This is a genomic window from Kaistella haifensis DSM 19056 (genome assembly GCF_000735695.2).
Classification (GTDB): Bacteria; Bacteroidota; Bacteroidia; order Flavobacteriales; family Weeksellaceae; genus Kaistella; species Kaistella haifensis.
This window is the reverse complement of record NZ_JASZ02000029.1, coordinates 18,278-36,481: the sequence shown is the minus strand read 5'-3', so window position 1 is coordinate 36,481 and position 18,204 is coordinate 18,278. Positions and strand designations below refer to the sequence as shown.

At 37.1% G+C, this 18,204-nt stretch carries 13 protein-coding genes and 1 pseudogene; 9 read left to right on the top strand and 5 right to left on the bottom strand.

The window, feature by feature from the left end; all coding sequences use genetic code 11:
* Positions 1-213, bottom strand: a pseudogene (locus tag AP75_RS11455) (IS5/IS1182 family transposase); the annotation flags it as partial.
* A gap of 185 nt (positions 214-398) precedes the next feature.
* Here AP75_RS11455 and AP75_RS11450 point away from each other — a divergent pair.
* Positions 399-1,472 carry a phytase gene (locus AP75_RS11450; RefSeq protein WP_088264776.1) on the top strand — a complete coding sequence of 358 codons (1,074 nt, stop codon included), beginning with the start codon at positions 399-401 and terminating at the stop codon, positions 1,470-1,472.
* 90 nt (positions 1,473-1,562) lie between these two features.
* Here AP75_RS11450 and AP75_RS11445 read toward each other — a convergent pair whose 3' ends face one another.
* Both AP75_RS11445 and AP75_RS11440 read right to left on the bottom strand, forming a co-directional pair.
* Positions 1,563-2,051 (bottom strand): hypothetical protein, encoded by a 489-nt coding sequence (locus tag AP75_RS11445; RefSeq protein ID WP_031502976.1) that lies wholly within the window; start codon positions 2,049-2,051, stop codon positions 1,563-1,565.
* A gap of 237 nt (positions 2,052-2,288) precedes the next feature.
* Positions 2,289-4,430 carry a S46 family peptidase gene (locus AP75_RS11440; protein ID WP_088264774.1) on the bottom strand — a complete coding sequence of 714 codons (2,142 nt, stop codon included), beginning with the start codon at positions 4,428-4,430 and terminating at the stop codon, positions 2,289-2,291.
* 130 nt (positions 4,431-4,560) lie between these two features.
* On the opposite strand from AP75_RS11440, the gene AP75_RS11435 reads away from it, so the two are divergent.
* From AP75_RS11435 to AP75_RS11415, 5 genes are all read left to right on the top strand, one after another.
* Positions 4,561-4,965, top strand: coding sequence for a hypothetical protein (locus tag AP75_RS11435; protein WP_031502972.1), 405 nt, complete (start codon positions 4,561-4,563; stop codon positions 4,963-4,965).
* Positions 4,966-4,984: 19 nt separating this feature from the next.
* Positions 4,985-5,455: a hypothetical protein gene (locus AP75_RS11430; RefSeq protein WP_031502970.1), complete on the top strand. Its 471-nt coding sequence runs from the start codon at positions 4,985-4,987 to the stop codon at positions 5,453-5,455.
* Between the two features lie 244 nt (positions 5,456-5,699).
* Positions 5,700-7,664: a 1,4-alpha-glucan branching protein GlgB gene (gene glgB / locus AP75_RS11425; protein WP_088264772.1), complete on the top strand. Its 1,965-nt coding sequence runs from the start codon at positions 5,700-5,702 to the stop codon at positions 7,662-7,664.
* Positions 7,665-7,701: 37 nt separating this feature from the next.
* Complete coding sequence (locus tag AP75_RS11420; protein WP_031502969.1) at positions 7,702-9,108, top strand: glycogen synthase; 1,407 nt, start codon at positions 7,702-7,704, stop codon at positions 9,106-9,108.
* 95 nt (positions 9,109-9,203) lie between these two features.
* Positions 9,204-10,160, top strand: a complete 957-nt coding sequence (locus tag AP75_RS11415) for a L,D-transpeptidase (protein WP_031502967.1) — start codon at positions 9,204-9,206, stop codon at positions 10,158-10,160.
* A gap of 11 nt (positions 10,161-10,171) precedes the next feature.
* Here the strand turns inward: AP75_RS11415 and AP75_RS11410 are convergent, their stop codons facing one another.
* Positions 10,172-10,696, bottom strand: a complete 525-nt coding sequence (locus AP75_RS11410; protein WP_088264770.1) for a hypothetical protein — start codon at positions 10,694-10,696, stop codon at positions 10,172-10,174.
* Entirely contained in the window at positions 10,686-12,020 is a 1,335-nt protein-coding gene (locus AP75_RS11405; protein ID WP_088264780.1) for an aspartyl protease family protein, read from the bottom strand. Before AP75_RS11405 ends, AP75_RS11410 begins: the two co-directional genes overlap by 11 nt.
* A gap of 78 nt (positions 12,021-12,098) precedes the next feature.
* On the opposite strand from AP75_RS11405, the gene AP75_RS11400 reads away from it, so the two are divergent.
* The 3 genes from AP75_RS11400 (at position 12,099) to AP75_RS11390 (ending at position 18,049) form a co-directional block, all read left to right on the top strand.
* Complete coding sequence (locus tag AP75_RS11400) at positions 12,099-14,639, top strand: phosphoenolpyruvate carboxylase (RefSeq protein WP_088264768.1); 2,541 nt, start codon at positions 12,099-12,101, stop codon at positions 14,637-14,639.
* 11 nt (positions 14,640-14,650) lie between these two features.
* Positions 14,651-15,004 carry a DUF2200 domain-containing protein gene (locus tag AP75_RS11395; protein ID WP_031503920.1) on the top strand — a complete coding sequence of 118 codons (354 nt, stop codon included), beginning with the start codon at positions 14,651-14,653 and terminating at the stop codon, positions 15,002-15,004.
* 201 nt (positions 15,005-15,205) lie between these two features.
* A complete protein-coding gene (locus AP75_RS11390) occupies positions 15,206-18,049 on the top strand; it encodes a M16 family metallopeptidase (protein ID WP_031503918.1) in 2,844 nt (947 codons plus the stop codon).
* The last annotated feature ends 155 nt before the right edge of the window (positions 18,050-18,204 follow it).

Here is an 18,204-nt window from a genome sequence, read left to right as displayed (position 1 = left end):
ATTATAAAGATGTTTCAGAAGCAAACAGCCCACCATAAAACGAATCGGATGGCTCGGATTGCCCACTTTAGAGTACAACGGCGAAAATTCGTTCTCGAAATAATTCCAATCTATTTTATCTGAAAGCAAAACGAGTTCGTGTTTATCATCAATAAAATCAACCAACATCGGGCGGAATAATTCTGGCAGTTTTTCTGGATTTTTTCCTAACATATTTGCAAGGTTTTAAAGCTCTAATATACAAATTCTTGCAATAAAAAACAAGCTATTTTAAACCCAAAATACTAATAATCAGTAAATTATAAGTGGTTTAAGGAGAGACTAAATAAATTCCTTTTCGTTTGCAAAAAAAATCTGATGAAAATTTAATTTCTTAATTTTATACCTATTTAATAATAATGAAAAAGATATTTCTGCCATTGTTGGCATCAACTTTAGTTACTCTTTCATGCGCCAGCAAATTTGCGCCAGTAGCAGAAAATGCCCTTCGTCCGACGGCGATCACCCAACCTACACCTAATGATACCGATGATCCTGCGATTTGGATTCATCCAACAGATGCTACCAAAAGTTTAATCGTAGGAACCGATAAAGAAGACGGTGGTGGATTATATGTTTACGATCTCAATGGGAAAATTATCAACAAATTCATAGGAATGCAGCGTCCTAATAATGTCGACATTGCTTATGGATTACTCATTAATGGGGTTAAAACCGATATCGCAGTAACCACAGAACGCAATGCAAAACGCCTTCGGGTTTTTTCGCTTCCCGATCTTAAACCTATTGATAATGGGGGAATTTCTATTTTTGATGGGGAAATAGGAGAGGAAGTACGCGAAGGAATGGGAATTGCCCTTTACACCAAAAAAAACGGCCCCGAAACCCATGAAATTCATGCCATAGTGGGTAGAAAAACCGGGCCTTCAGGAACTTATTTATGGCAATACAAACTTGCGATAACCCCGAAGGGAACTGTAACCGCCGAGGTGATCCGTAAGTTTGGAACCTACAGCGGAAATAAAGAAATAGAAGCCATCGCAGTAGATAACGAATTGGGGTATATCTATTATTCCGACGAAGGTAGCGGTGTCCGAAAATATTATGCTGATCCTGAGAAAGGAAATAATGAGATTGCATTTTTTGCACAAAATGATGCAAAACGTGATCACGAAGGGATTGCTATTTACAAAACAACCCATACAACGGGGTATCTGCTTGTGTCCAATCAACAAAATAATTCAATGATGGTTTATAAAAGAGAGGGCTCCGAAATGGATCCCAATCATCATCAACTGATCGCCGATATTCCGGTTTCTGCTATTGAGTGCGACGGAGTTGATGCCACCAATGTAAATTTAGGAACCAATTATCCGAAAGGCATTTTGGTTACCATGAGCAACGGAAATGTTTTTCATATCTACGATTGGAGGCTTTTGCAAAAAGAAATCGATAAGCAGGAGGAGAAGTAAAAAAAAGTGGTTAAGTTTACAAAGTTTAATCTCTTTTTTTTCATGTAATGCTTGCGGACGGGATAAAAGGGTGATTATTGAGTTTTCCTTTCAAACTTTAAGAAATTTTATTTCGAAAAATCTTATTACGAATATTAAAATTAACCCTCCAATCATAATTAATGGAATTCTAAATTTTGAATTTTGAATTGAATTATTTTCACACTGCAGATTTAAATACTCTTTTGAATTAGCTTGTATCGATACTATACTTTTAACGTTTTTTGAAAGAAATTTTTCATCGTTGTCAATTCTTAACTCAATTTCTTGATTAGTTTTCACTTCTTGCAGAAATTCTTGAAACTTATAACATTTAGAGTATTCAGGAATTATTTTTAAAATATTTGAATCATTTTCAATTTCAATATGATATGAGATGCTTGTTCTTCTTGCTGATTTACTTTCATAAATCGATTTAAATTTTCCTCTAATTAATTCAGTTTTATTTAATTCAATTTCTTTTTTTGTGAATGTTCGAAACAAAACATAAGTCAAACCAAGTATAATTAAAATGTAGAAAATTATTTTGAATATTTTCACTGAGATTGTTTTTATTAAGAATCTTCGTTCAATTTACAAACACCCCAGAATCTTTGCAAAATTTCCTTTCTTAGCCTACTCATGAGAATGAATTTTTCAAATCCACACCATTCAAATATATTCATATTCTCTGAAATAAAAAACACTTGCCCAAGAAAATAAAAACCTCTTTTAAAGTAATTCCCCAAAAAAAAGAACGCACCACAAGGGCGCGTCCTCTACTAACTATTAAAAAAATTACTTCACTATTTTCATTTCATTGATCAGCCATTTTGCATCGGCGTATTTATCGATCACGAAAAGGATATATTTGGTATCAACCATGATGTTTCGGCTGAAACGTGGGTCATAATTGATGTCGCTCATAGTTCCTTCCCATTGTCTGTCGAAGTTTAGTCCCACAAGGTTTCCGTAAGCATCCAGCGCCGGACTTCCGGAGTTTCCGCCTGTAGTGTGGTTGGTTGCGGTGAAATTCACGGGTACATCGCCGGTTTTATCTTTGTAAATTCCGTAATCTTTAGCGTTATACAATTGGATTAATTTTTTCGGAACATCAAATTCATAATCTCCCGGAATATATTTCTCCATAATTCCTGCGATATGCGTTTGATAACCATAATAAACTGCATCTCTCGGATTGGAACCTTTCACTTGTCCATACGTTACGCGAAGGGTAGAATTGGCATCCGGGAAGAATTTTCGGTCTTTGTCGGTTTCCATTTGTTGAGCCATGAATTTTTTCTGCAAAACATCAATTTGCTGCTGATACGAAGTCACTTTCGCATCGGTTGTTGCTATGTAATGTTCTCTTAATGTGCTGAAAAGCTTCATTAAAGGATCTTTTTTCAGATTTTGAACCAACGCGTTCTGATCTGCAAATACCTTATTGAGGTCGGAATAAGTTGTTGCACCATTCAAAGCTCCACGTCCTGTAATCACCGAATTCTTCGAAAGTTCTTCGATGGTTTTCAGGTTTTGGTTTTCATCTTTATATTGTTCGAAACCTGCTGGTAAAAATTGTTTCGGAGTTTTGTTAGCATAAAGAGCGAGTAATTTCGCAGTCACTTTAGCATCTAAAACCGCATCGTAATCTTTATAAATTGCAGCAAGTCTGGCTTTGAAATTATCGGAAGTTTTTGCGTCCATTTTCCCGGATTCCACGGCTTTTACGAAATTGTAATAGAAGTTTGCAAGGGTTAATGTTTCTGCATTTCTCAAAACTTCCGAGTAATATGCTTTGTTCAGGTTATAAGGAGCTTGCTCGGTATAAAGGCGGTTCAACTCATCGATGGTCGGTTTTATTTGAGCATTTTTAGCGATTAAATTTTGCTCATAATTCTTCTTTTTACTTACTGCATCAGATTTTTTTAAACCTTCTACTTCGCCAATCCATTTCTTCCAGTAATTGGCTACGGAAGCGTATTTGGAAGCGTATTTAATCCTGGTTTCGGCGTCGGTACGCATTTTTTCATCCAAAGTTTTTAATGCCACTTCACGCACCGAAATCATTGCAGGATCGGTTTCGGTCATGATTTTTTCTACCGCAATTGCTGGTAAATATTCGGTTGTTCTTCCCGGAAATCCGAATACGAAAGTGAAATCGTTTTCTTGTTTGTCTTTAATGGAAACAGGCAAGAAATATTTCGGTTTGTAAGGGATATTGTCTTTGGAATATTCCGCGGGTTTATTATCTTTATCCGCATAAATCCTGAACATCGAGAAATCTCCGGTATGTCTTGGCCACACCCAGTTGTCGGTATCAGAACCGAATTTTCCGATGCTTTGTGGCGGTGCTCCTACCAAACGGATGTCTTTGTATGTTTCAATGATGTAAGCGTAATATTTATTACCGTAATACATCGGTTTTATGGCTACTTTTTGCCAAGATTCCAACTTGAATCCGGCTTTCACGGTTTCTAAATTCTTACTGATAAGTTCCTGAGCTGCTTTAGCATCCAAGTTTTGGGTTCCTGCTAAAACTTCATTCGTTACTTCTTTGATATCAGCGATGAAATCTACGGTTACACCGGGATTCGGAAGTTCTCCATTTTGATCTTTTGCCCAGAAACCATCACTCAAATAATCGTTTTCTACGGATGAATGCTTCTGGATTTGCCCGTAACCGCAGTGGTGATTGGTAAGCAACAAACCTTGAGGCGAGATGATTTCTGCCGTACAACCGCCATTAAATTGTACCACGGCATCTTTAATACTAGGTTTTGAAGGATCAAAAATCTGTTTTGCCGAGATTTTCATTCCTAAATCTTTCATCTCTTTTTCATTGAGTTCGGTGGGAATCCACATACCGCCGTATTGCTGTGCAAAAGCCATTACTGCGGGAAAAAGTATTGCGGAAAGCAATAAGTTTCTTCTTTTCATTTTTTATAATTTGCCTTAAAAGTAAGGAAATTTTAGGAATCGGAATTTTGATCACGAGCTTTTCATTGAATTAGAAACTGAAATATTGCGGTCTTGTGGCATCACTTTTGAAGTTCAAACGGAAAAACACATGGAAATCATTGCGGAACAGTTGCTAAAATTGTTGATCCTCGCCATACCGGACGCATGTATTGCATGGACCGTCACCCACGAGGAGATTTTTAGGGAACCAAGGGAATTTTGCATAGAAAAATCGCAGAGTTGCCGAAAATTGTATCAAAGGAAATTTTTTTATCTATTTACCTGCGAGTATTGTTTTAGCCACTATGTAACGCTTTTTTTCTTGTTAATTACTGGTTTTAATATTTTTTTTGATGATTGGCGAGGCTATTTGGTGGCTTTTTTTATCATCGTAGTGGCTGCAAATATTTATATGAGTTTGTTTGCATATCTAAGGCAAAGCTTAAAACTAGAAAAAATAGAAGCCAAATTGAAAGACAATGAATGGCATGAAATGAAAGAAGAAATTAAATAAATTATTAAAAAAATAAACAATGGAAAATACAGAAAGACTACAAAAATACCAGTATGAAAATTATACGGTAGTAACCAATTTTGAAACCTATCAGGATGTGGTTGATTACGCTGCAGCCAATAATGGCGAATTGATCGAAGTAGGATTTACCGATGGTTCGGATAACCCGATGCCGAATTCTACAGGAAATTTAATTGCTGAAAAGAAAACCTTTAAAGTAGGTCTGGACCCGGAATATCAAGTTTTATATTCCTACGATGAGCGTTTCCAGGAATTGGCGGAACAAATTCTTCAACAAATGAAAGAAAAAGAAAATGATGTAGCGCCCGAAGATTGGCTTGCCGACCAGAATATTGCACAAGGAGACCGCATCATCATCATGAAAAACGGGGAAGTAAACACCGTAACTACCAGAGAAAGAATTAAGTTTCTAATGCGAGGAAACCTTTATGAACTCGCGGTTAAAGTGCCATCGGAGAAAGAAGATTAATACAAAATAGCATCGGTTTTTTAACCTGATTCAAACTCCCGTATAAGCTGTTGAAAATGCAGAATAAACGGGATTTTTTGTGTAGCAAATGCCACAGTTTCTATTGGGAAAACGGTTGATGTATTTTTATTTTAGATTTAACAATCTTTTCACAGATTTTTACCCGAATTTTAAATATATTTGAAGAGATAATAGGCTGTGAATAAAATGCCTTTAAAATAACCTTTCAGAAAATTCCGTCACCATGGAAAAAGTTCTCCCTTACTCGCTATTTACAGACGACGATATCTATCTTTTCCGTGAAGGAAAACATTACCAACTCTACGATAAATTCGGTGCTCATACCTTGGAAGTTGAAGGAAAAAAAGGAGTTTATTTTGCGGTATGGGCACCTCATGCGAAAGAAGTTTCCGTGGTAGGGAATTTTAATAATTGGCATTCCGAATCGCATAAACTTTACCCGAGATGGGATGGTTCAGGGATTTGGGAAGGTTTTATTTCCGGGTTAAATTGGGGCAATATTTACAAATATGCGATCCGAACCAACACCGGAGTTCTGCTGGAAAAAGGCGATCCTTTTGCCCTGAGTTGGGAACAGAATGTACAAGCCAGTTCGGTAATTTCAACCAGTTGGTATGAATGGAACGACAAAAATTGGATGAAAGAACGCTCCAAAAGGAACAGTTTGGAAGCTCCAATGTCTGTTTACGAAATGCATTTGGGATCTTGGATGCGCGGCGTGGACGATCCGGATCGGTTTTTAAGTTACCGAGAAATTGCAGAAAGATTGGTCCCTTATTTAAAAGAAATGAATTTCACCCATGTGGAATTTATGCCCGTGATGGAATATCCTTACGATCCGAGTTGGGGTTATCAAATCACCGGATTTTTCGCAGCTTCTTCGCGTTTCGGTGCACCACAGGATTTGATGTTCCTTATTGATGAGCTTCATCAAAACGGAATTGGGGTCATCCTCGATTGGGTGCCCTCGCATTTTCCGGGAGACGCCAATGGACTTCATTTTTTCGATGGAACTTATCTTTACGAACACGAAGATCCTAGAAAAGGTTTTCATCCCGACTGGAAATCTCATATTTTTAATTACGGAAGACCGGAAGTGCGCTCGTTTTTGGTGTCCAATGCGATGTTTTGGCTCGACCGATATCATGCCGATGGATTGCGCGTAGACGCGGTAACTTCAATGCTTCATCTCGATTATTCCAGAAACGATGGCGAATGGGAACCCAATATTTATGGAGGCAATGTGAACCTAGAAGCTAAACAGTTTTTGCAGGAATTCAATACTGCGGTGTATAAACATTTCCCGGATATCATCACCATTGCTGAAGAAAGTTCAGATTTTCCGATGCTTACCAAACCGGTTCACGATGGTGGAGTAGGTTTCGGAATGAAATGGATGATGGGATGGATGCACGATACCTTAAAATATTTCAAAGAAGATCCAATCCATAGAAAATATCAGCATCACAAAATTACATTTGCATCCATGTATATGTATAATGAAAATTATATGATGCCGCTTTCTCACGATGAAGTTGTACACGGAAAATCCAGTTTAATCTACAAAATGCCGGGCGACGAATGGCAGAAATTTGCTAACTTGCGAGCACTCTATACGTATATGTTCACCCATCCGGGAGCCAAACTCTTGTTTATGGGGAATGAATTTGCACAAACCAGCGAGTGGAATTTTAAACAAAGTCTCGATTGGCATTTGTTGCAATATCCGATTCATAAAGGATTACAAACTTTTGTAAGCGATTTAAACCACCTCTACACCAGCGAACCTTCTTTGTACGAAAATCAGTTCAATTGCGACGGTTTCGAATGGGTAGAAGCTAATGATGATACAAATTCCATTTATATCTATCTGAGAACAGGAAAAAATGAAGATGAAGTAACGATGACGGTCCTCAACCTTACTCCAAGAGTTTTCGATTATAAAATTGGTGTGAATGAAGGAACCAACTGGGAAGTAATCTTAAATTCTGATGATAAAAAATACGGCGGAAGTGGCGTAATCGCTGAAATTGTAGATGAACAAGATGATGAATGGATGTATCGACCGAACTCCATCATTCTGAAATTACCACCTCTTGCCGGCGTCGTACTGAAACAGAAAAAAACAGTCAAAAGAAAACCCAAAAAAAGGGTTGAAGTGCAAGATAGCTCACCGAAAAAAGACTAATCAGCTTTATATTTACCTGTAACCGTAAACTTTTTAAATGAAAATATTTAACCTTTCCATTGAATGTTATCCTGTTGCTAAAGTAGGCGGTCTTGCCGATGTTGTGGGAGCTTTACCGAAATATCTCAACAAAATTGAAGGCGTGGAAGCCAGCGTGATCATGCCTTGGTACAATAAACCTTTTGTGCACGACCACAGTTTCGAAATTGTTTTTGATGGCTGGATCCACCAAAGCCGACAAATGTTTCAGGTACAAGTGATGAAGGAGCGCTCGAAAGTTTTGGGTTTTGATTTGTATTTGGTGAAAATTCCCGGACTTTTAGATCGCGACAATCCCTACGGATATTGGGACGAAAGTCAGCAGTTTCTGGCATTTCAGCATGGGGTTTTGCATTGGCTTTCTGCGATGGAAATTAGGCCGGATATTTTGCATTGTCATGATTATCATACGGGTTTGGTGCCTTTTATGGTAGAATATTGCCCGGAATTCAGTTTTTTAAAAGGTGTTAAAACCGTAGGAACCATCCACAATGGCGAATATCAAGGACAAATGAGTTGGGAAATGACCAGTTATATGCCTTGGTTCTATGGCGAAAACTGGGGACTTCTCGATTGGGACGGCTACATCAATCCTTTGGCTTCAATGATTAAATGTTGTCATGCTTTCAATGCGGTTTCAGAAGGATATTTGAATGAATTACTACAAAATTTCCATGGTTTGGAAGTGCTTGTGCGCAATGAAAGAAACAAAGCATACGGAATTATCAACGGAATCGATGTGGAAGTTTGGGATCCCGCAACCGATCCTTTCTTGGATTTTCATTATTCCCGAAAAAATGCGCAAGAAGGTAAACTTAAAAACAAAAAAGAGATTTGCAAAGAATATGGCTTGAATGAAGATTTGCCTTTATTCAGCTTTATCGGTCGGTTTGCTGGTGAGAAAGGCGCCGATTTGCTTCCAGAAATTGTATGGAAGAGCATCCAACAGACTTATGGCGCCATCAATATTATGGTTTTAGGTTCTGGCGATCCGTATATTGAACGAGAATTGACTCACCTCAATGCTGCTTTCTCCAATTTTGCACTCGATTTGGGGTATAAAGAATATCTTTCGCATAGGATTTATGCATCTTCCGATTTCTTGTTGATGCCTTCGCGGGTGGAACCTTGCGGACTCAACCAAATGTATGCGATGCGTTACGGAACCATTCCGATTGTAAGATATACTGGCGGTTTGCGCGATACAGTAGAAGATATATCAACCGGTGGAAGCGGATTCAATTTCGGTGCAGCAACTGCCGATGATGCGGTTCATGCGATGCATCGGGCGCTTTTTGTTTACCGACAACAAGAGCTGATGAAAGATTTGGTGCAAAAGAATATGAGTTATAATTTCTCTTGGGAAAAATCAGCCGCGAAGTACATGGAAATGTATCGACGCTAATTGAATTGCTGATTTTCATGGATAAAAGTTCAGGAAACTTCTAGAAACGCTTTGTTTATGGTATTATTCTTGCAAAGTTCATGGGAAAAAAATATATGTTCGCAGAAAAATTGAAGAATTTACCCTTACTTGGAATTGCATTAGCTTTAGTGTTCACGATTCTTGTACAATGTAAAAAAGACAAAGAAATAGCGGACCAATCTACTGATCAGCATTTTCCCACAAAAAAGGATTCGGCAATTCAGGCTGAACCTCCGAAACCTGCAATTAAATATACCTCAATGATTTTCCCGACGAAGAAAAAGGATTCTGCGATGGCGGTTTTCAACAAACAATTTTCCGAGGAAAAACAATACACGATTTTAGCCTTAAACCGCCTTGATTCTAAAAATAAATGGCGCGCCGATACCCTCGCAATTCCTGATAAAATCGATCATTCATTGATGTTATATTCGCCATTTCCGACCCAGTTGGATGTACTGAAAGAAGTGAAGAAAATGGTCTTTTTCTCGTATCCAATTCAAGCTTATGCATTATATGAAAACGGAAAATTGATCAAATGGGGACCAACAAGTATGGGCAAAAAAGCTGCGCAAACCAAGCGTGGACTTATGTTTGCGAATTGGAAAAAAGAACTCGCCATTTCTACCGTCAACAGCTCTTGGAAATTGCCTTTCAATTTCAATATTCATAATACTTTGGGAATTGGTTGGCATCAGTACGATTTGCCGGGTTATCCGGCTTCGCATTCTTGTTTGAGACTACTGATGAACGATGCTAAATTCATGTACAACTGGGCCGATCAATGGATTTTGAATAAAGGCGGAGCGACCGTAAAAGCCAACGGAACGCCGGTAATCGTCTTTGGAGACTATCAATGGGGTGGAAAAAAACCTTGGAAAAACCTTATTTTAGATCCGAAATCCAATGATATTTCCGTGGAAGAACTTAATAACATCATCAATCCACATCTTGAGAAAATCCTCGAAGAGCAAAGAAATAGGGAAGAAGTGGTTGCGCAAAAACCTACGGAAGTAAAACCTGCAGCTTAAAATTTTAGTTTTTAATGTTCAAATTGTAGAATTGATTTCTCCGCAAAATCCCGAAGTTTTCGCATTTCTTCTCTGGCTTGGTATTGTCCAATTTTAGTAGCAAAATAAGTTAAAGCCAAGAAAAAAAGGGTGACAAATGACGCTGAAAGTGCCCAAGGAAAATCGTTGCTATTGATTTGTCTTTCCACAAACCACATCGTGATGAAAACCATCCATAAAATACTTCCGATGAAATAAAGGAACATAAATAATGTCCAAACGGCGCTTGTAGGCCCAAAAATCCCGCGAATTAAAGTCTTATTATCTTCGGAATCGTGTTCGGTTCTTAGTGATAAGCAAGGTTTCCAATAGCTGCTGTGATCACTTTTAACCATAATTGTTGCCGTTTCGGAATTGATGTTTCCGGTGTAGTGTTCTGATTGATTTTTGAGAAATTCTTTCAATATCTCCACATATTTTTCACGGCTGATCTTGGTGTAAATTTTAAACCTTGGACGCGACCGGATTTGGTCTATAACGGATTCTTCAATTTTCATCTTGGTAAGGAATTGGATCTTTTAATATCAATTTAAATATCATGATTTGGCCACCTCGTTCAACCTCGAAATTCACTACGGTTCCATCATTACCTTTCATTAAATCATTCATTTTTTGTAAAGTATAATCTCCCGCTTTCTTCTTGTTGATACTGATAATTTTATCATCTTTCCGAATTCCGGCTTCGTAGCAGAGTGCTTCTCTTCTGCATCCGGCGACTGAATATTTGGGTTTCAAAACAAAATGATATTGGAAATTTTCTTTTGCGGAATAAACATTTTCTCCTTCATTTACCTGGTTGTTTTTGGTGGTTTGCAAGGTAACCAAATCTCTGTCCCAGGTCATCCCATCGTGGCGAATGTCTAATCCACTTTTATTAAAAAGAAATGGATCGTTGAAATGTTTGTTTTTTTTAAGGTAAATCTTATTTTCCGGATAATTAAATACTACTTCAAAGCGCCTCATAGTATCGCTTCCTATAGAACCTTTTCGGTTGGGAACCAGCTTCAAATTTTGAATCGAATATTCATCGGGCATGGCAGTTAATGGTTTTTCAAAAGCAAAATCGCCAAGATAAATTCGGTGAATCCTACTTCTTTTTCCGAAAATATCCCCGTTGAAACCCTGTCCTAAATAATCATCAATATTTGGGCGGTTGTACACAAATTCCTTGATGAGTTTCGGGAAAAGCCACACTGCATCGCTATTTCCTAGATCGATCAGCATTTTAGATTCCACGCGGGTTGAAGTCATTTCCACGCCCGTCATGAGGTAAGGTTTGTTGCTTTCAATGGTGATGGGAAATTCGGTATGTCTTTTTATTTTCTTTTCAAAAAGGGCATTGTCTTGGAAAATGGTGATTTTTTTGGTGAGATAATTGATCGACACCGGATGGTTTTTAAAAAAATGAAAACCGATAATTCCATTCACCGGAATCCCAACATGAGAGGAAAAATTGATGCTTTCATCCAAAATAATAAACACGGTATGGTTGAAATCTTTGAAATCTTTGCCAATATTGACGATGTTGTTATCCGAACGCAATCCTTCGATGTCTCGGCTTTCTCCCAAACCGGAAAATTTCACTTTTTCGATGTCATTAAAATTAATTTCCTTGCTATCGAGGCTGAAAAGAATCGTTTCGTTCACGCCGGAATCCAACAGAAAAGTAAGATCAACTCCATTAATATTAAGAGGAACAAATATTAAATTATTGATGAATTGAAACGGAATCACGGTTTTTTGGTGATTAGCAATTTCAAATCCTTTTTGCCCGTAAGAAAAAGCAAATGCAAATAGGATTAAAAATAAACACCGTTTCATAGATTGAAGATACAATATTTTCATCAATTTCATTAAAATTCATCGATATAAATTCATTAAAAAACCTAAATTTGTTCTATGCAAAACGAAGCAAAAACAGAAAGATTCCGACAAATCGTCGAGAACAAATTCCAAATCTACAACTCACTTTTCATGAGTTTGCCTTATGATAAAATGACCAATATCGGCATGCTGCTCCCTTTTTTATATGAAGAAAGCAGGATCGGCTACGAAAAAGGTTTGAGTCCGGAAGAGATTGTAGAAGAGTTTTTCGGTAAACACACTGATTTGGTTTCCGAAGAACAAAAAACCGAACTGTTGTTCAAAATTATCCAGTATATCGAAAGGCAAGTAGTGCTTTTTGACAGTATTGAAGACGCTGCTTTTCCGCAATTGCATTCTGTGAATGAGGCCGGAACTTTATCGCATCTCCACGATCGGGCGGTGCAAGAACATCAATTGGAAGAAACCCGAAAAAAATTGCAGGATTTTGCCATAAAAGTCGTTTTCACAGCGCATCCCACGCAGTTTTACCCGAATTCTGTGCAAAGAATTTTGCATGATCTTCGTTCAGCCATCATGAAAGATTCCGTAACGGAAATCGATATGCTTTTGCAACAGTTGGGTAAAACGCCTTTCCTGAATCGGGAGAAACCCACTCCGCTGGATGAAGCGATGAGCATCATTTTTTACCTAAGATATGTGTATTATGATTCGATAGGCGAACTTTATAGTAGCATTAAAAACACCTTTGGCAATCAGCATTTTGTTCCTCCCCAAGATATATTCCAGTTAGGATTTTGGCCGGGAGGTGATCGCGATGGAAACCCTTTCGTAACCGCAGAAATCACTCAGAAAGTAGCGCAGGAACTTTATTCTTCCATCTTGAAATCCTATTATGCTCATTTGAAAAATTTGCGTAGAAGGTTAAGTTTCCGAGGAGTTTCGGAAGTTTTGGAAACTTTGAGTCACGAACTTTATGAAGCCATCTTTCGAGATCAGAATATCAGTGCCGTACAAATTTTAAAAAGATTAAAAGAAGCAGAAAAAATCCTCATGGATCAACACAACGGACTTTTCAAAAATCTGTTGGAAGATTTTCAGGATCGGGTGAAGATTTTCGGAACTCACTTTGCAACCCTCGATATTCGCCAGGACAGCCGTATTCATCAGCAGGTAATCGATAAAATTATTGTGAAAAAAGCAGGCTTTACATCAGAAAATATTTCTACGAAGGAAAAATTGAAGTGGCTGCTGGAAACCGATGTCGTCTTGGATCCCAACGATTTCGAAGGCATTACCAAAGATACTTTGGAGAATATTTTCAACATTAAAAAAATTCAACAGAAAAACGGCGAACGAGGACTCAGCCGATATATTATTTCCAATTCGGATGAGGTTAAGGATGTCTTGAATGTCTTCGGAATGTTCAGACTTTGCGGTTATCGAGAGGAGGAAATCAATATCGATATTGTTCCGCTTTTTGAAACGATGGAAGGTTTGGATGCCGGTGAAAAAGTGATGAAAGAACTCTATGAACTTCCTATTTATCGAAAACATTTGGAAAAACGCGGAAATTCGCAAACGATTATGCTCGGTTTTTCCGATGGAACTAAAGATGGCGGTTATTTGAAAGCCAATTGGGAAATCTATGAAACCAAAGAACAGCTGACCAAGATTTCTAATGAAAACAATATTAAAGTCATTTTCTTCGACGGACGTGGCGGCCCACCGGCAAGAGGTGGCGGCAAAACCCACGATTTTTACGCCTCTCAGGGGAAAACTATTGCCAATAACAAGATCGAACTTACGATTCAGGGACAAACGATTACCAGTGTTTTTGGGAATAAAGATCAAGCGAAATACAATTTCGAACAACTGTTAACTGCCGGAATAGAGAATGATGTTTTTAAAAATTCAAAAAAAGATTTAACTGAAAAGGAAAGAAAACTTATTCAGGAATTGGCGGAAATTAGCTTCAAGAAATACTCAGATTTGAAGGCGCATCCGATGTTTGTGCCGTATTTGCAGGAGATGAGTACACTAGAATATTATGGCAGAACCAATATCGGCAGCCGACCAAGCAAAAGAGGTGGTACGAATGAACTGAAATTCGAGGATTTGCGTGCAATTCCGTTTGTAGGTTCGTGGAGCCAGTTGAAACAGAATGTTCCCGGGTTTTTCGGGTTTGGTTTTGCGTTAAATGAGCTTAAAAATCAAGGTAGATTTGATGAAGTTCATGCGCTTTATAAAGGTTCAGATTTCTTTAAAACTTTGGTTTTAAACTCGATGATGAGCATGAATAAATCGTATTTTCCGCTTACTTATTACATGAAAAACAATGCGAAGTTTGGCGGTTTTTGGAATATTTTGTTTGAAGAGTATCAACTTTCAAAATCCATGATGTTGGAACTTACCGGATTCAAAATGCTGATGGAAGAAGATCCACTTTCTAGAAAATCAGTTAAAATCCGAGAGAAAATTGTGCTTCCGCTACTGAGTATTCAACAGTATGCTTTAATGAAAATTCAGAAAAAAGAAGGAAATCTCGAAGCGTACGAAAAACTTGTGATGCGTTCCTTGTTCGGGAATATTAATGCAAGTAGAAATTCGGCGTAAATTATTTTAATATGAACAATAATTCCCGCGTTTATCGAATGTCTTTTGCCAGTGTTTATCCATATTATATTGCAAAAGCTGAAAAGAAAGGCCGCACCAAAGCGGAGGTTGACCAAATTATTTTCTGGCTCACCGGCTACGATGAGAAAATGCTGAAAAAAATCATCGACGATAAAACAGATTTGGAGAATTTCTTTAGTCAAGCTCCAAAAATGAACCCGAATGTTTCGAAAATCACCGGTGTCATTTGCGGTCATCGAGTAGAAGAAATCGATGATCCGATCATGCAAAAAGTTCGATATCTGGATAAATTAATCGATGAATTGGCAAAAGGAAAAGCGATGGAAAAGATTTTGAGGAGTTGAAAAATGTCTTTAGAATGAAATGTAAAATTTAATTCATTCTTCTTTAATAAGGGATATTTGGGGTGGATTTCCATAGATCTCGTTTCTTTTCTTGTGAAAATATCAAATGTAATTTTTAACGGAAGTTTAACATTAATTAAGATTAAAACCTTTTGTCTTACAAATTATAATTGATATATTTACAAAAAAAAGAATAAAAGTATGAAGAAAATGTTATCTTCTTTTGTGGTTATCTTCTTGATGGCTACGAACGGTTTCGCTCAGAATATTCCTACAGATCCTTCTGTAAGAATAGGAACTCTTTCCAATGGAATGAAGTATTATATTAAAAAAAACACACTTCCTGAGAAGAAAGTGGATTTTAGATTGGCCATCAACGCAGGATCGATTTTAGAAGATGAGAATCAAAGAGGGCTTGCTCATTTCATGGAACATATGAACTTCAATGGAACTAAAAACTTTCCTGATAATAAATTGGTCGACTTTTTACAATCTATAGGAGTTAAATTCGGACAGCACCTTAATGCTTATACCAGTTTTGATGAGACGGTGTACATGCTTCCTGTTCCTTTAGATAAACCAGGGAATCTTGATGCTGGTCTTAAAGTAATGGAAGATTGGGCTTTTAATGCAATTCTTTCTGATGAGCAGATTAATAAAGAAAGAGGGGTAGTTTTAGAAGAATTAAGGTTAGGATTGGGAGCTGATAAAAGGATGTCAGATAAATATTTACCTAAATTACTTTACAATTCTCATTATGCTAACAGGCTTCCAATCGGTAAAAAAGAAGTGTTGGAAAACTTTAAGCCGGAGGTGATCAGAAAATTTCATCAAGATTGGTACAGACCAGATTTAATGGCAATTGTGGTGGTGGGTGACATCAATGTGGATGAAATTGAAAAAAAGATAAAAGATAATTTCAGCAAATACAAAAATCCGTCTAAACCAAAAGAAAGAAAGGTATTTGATTTGCCTAATCATAAAGAAACATTAGTTGCGATAGAAACAGATCCTGACGCAACAAATTCAATGGTTCAGTTTATTATGAAAGATTCGGAAGGATATAAACCGGATGTGACAGTTGAACAATACAACGAGAGTTTGATCAAAAATTTGGCAACTACAATGTTGAATAACAGATTAAGAGAGTTGATCAATTCAAACAATCCACCTTTCACCTTTGGATCTGTTTACCATGGCGGAACTTATGCAAGAACAAAAGAAGCTTTCCAAGGATTTGCATTGACCAAAGAAGGAGACCAATTAAATGCATTGAATGTGCTACTAACAGAAGTAGAAAGAGCCAAAAAATTTGGCTTTACCCAATCTGAACTTGACAGAGCGAAATCACAAATATTATCGAACCTCGAAAGATCTTATAACAATAGAGATAAGACAGAAAGTAGCATGCTTGTGGACGAATATGTAAGGAATTTTTTGGAGCAGGAGCCAATGCCGGGAATTACTTGGGAATATGAAGATACCAAAAACTTCCTGCCAAGTGTAACTTTAGCACAAACCAACGATATTATCAAAAAATTTGTGAAGGATGACAGCCGAGTTATTGTAATTACCGGTCCCAAAAAGGATAATGTGAAAATGCCTACAGAAGCAATGGTTCTCAATACCTTTGAATCCGTAAAGATGGCAGATATTAAACCTTATGAAGAAAAAGCATCCATCAAAAATCTGGTAAAGCCATTTAAATCCGAAGGTAAAATCGTAAAAACAGAAACCGATGAGAAATTGGGAACAACGACTTGGACGCTTAGCAATGGTGCAAAAGTTACCTTTAAGAAAACAGACTTTAAAGATGATGAAATTGTATTTTCAGCAAGGAGTTTAGGAGGAAATTCCATTATTAATGATAATGATTTCAGAAAAACACAATTTGCATTTCCCGCCCTTACTGAAGCTGGTGTAAGTGGTTTTTCAAAGACTGATCTCACTAATTATCTTGCTGGGAAGCAAGTTTCGGTAACGCCTAATATAAGTAATCTTACCGAAGGAATAAACGGTAAAACGACTCAAAAGGATTTTCCGACAGCGATGGAGTTGATGTATGCTTATTTTACAAGTTTGAATTACAGCCCAGAAGCATTCAATGCTTTTAAAACTAAGCAGTCTGCCATGTTGGACAACTTACTTTCAAATCCTCAGTTTTATTTTTCTAGTGAACATGCTAAATTTCTAAATCAGAAAAATCCAAGATTTGTAGGGGTTATTCCTATGGAGAAAGATTGGGCGGCAACTGACTATAAACTAGCATATGATATTTATAAAGAAAAGTTTGAGAATGCAGGAAATTTCCACTTCTATTTTGCAGGAAATATTGATGAAGGCAAGTTTAAAAATGAAATTTTAAAATATGTAGCAAGTTTACCAAGTACGGGAAAAACTTCTAGCTTTAAAGATACCGGTTATAGATCAATCGGCGGAGATTTCACCAAAGTTTATAAAAAGGGTAAAGATCCCAAGAGTATGGTGCAAATCGTTTACTCAGGTGAAACTCCATATAACGAAAAAGAAGCTTTGGCACTTTCTGCTTTAGGTGAAGTGGCTACTATTAAAGTTATTGAAAAATTGAGAGAAGAGGAGAGTGGAATTTACGGCGGTGGAGCAAGAGGTACCATGACCAAAGTTCCGTTCAGTAATTATACTTTTAGTATAAGCTTCCCATGTGGCCCTGAAAATGCGGATAAACTGACAAAAAGTGCAATTGCAGAACTCCAAAAATTGATCGATAATGGTCCTGAACAAAAAGACTTGGATAAATATAAAGAAGGGGAGATCAATGATTACAAAACGAACCTTAAAGACAATAATTACTGGGTGAATGCACTGTCTAGGAATCAATTGGATGGCAGTGATCAATATGACATTCTTAACTATCCAGAGAAAGTAAAAGAACTTACAGTAAATGATTTGCATAATGTGGCAAAAAAATATCTTACAAAAAATAGAGGGATTGCTACATTAATGCCTGAAGATGGCTTGGAAAATAGAAAGAATGATGAAGTAAAGACTGCTACAGTTAAGAAATAAAGCGTAGTTAGTTAAAATAATCAGAATAAAATTATATCATCCGTCTCGCAATTTTAAGTGAGACGGATTTTTTTTATTATATTTTCAAAATGTATAAAAAATAGTGATCATAATTTATATTAAGATTACATCCAAATAAAGAATAATAAGTAACT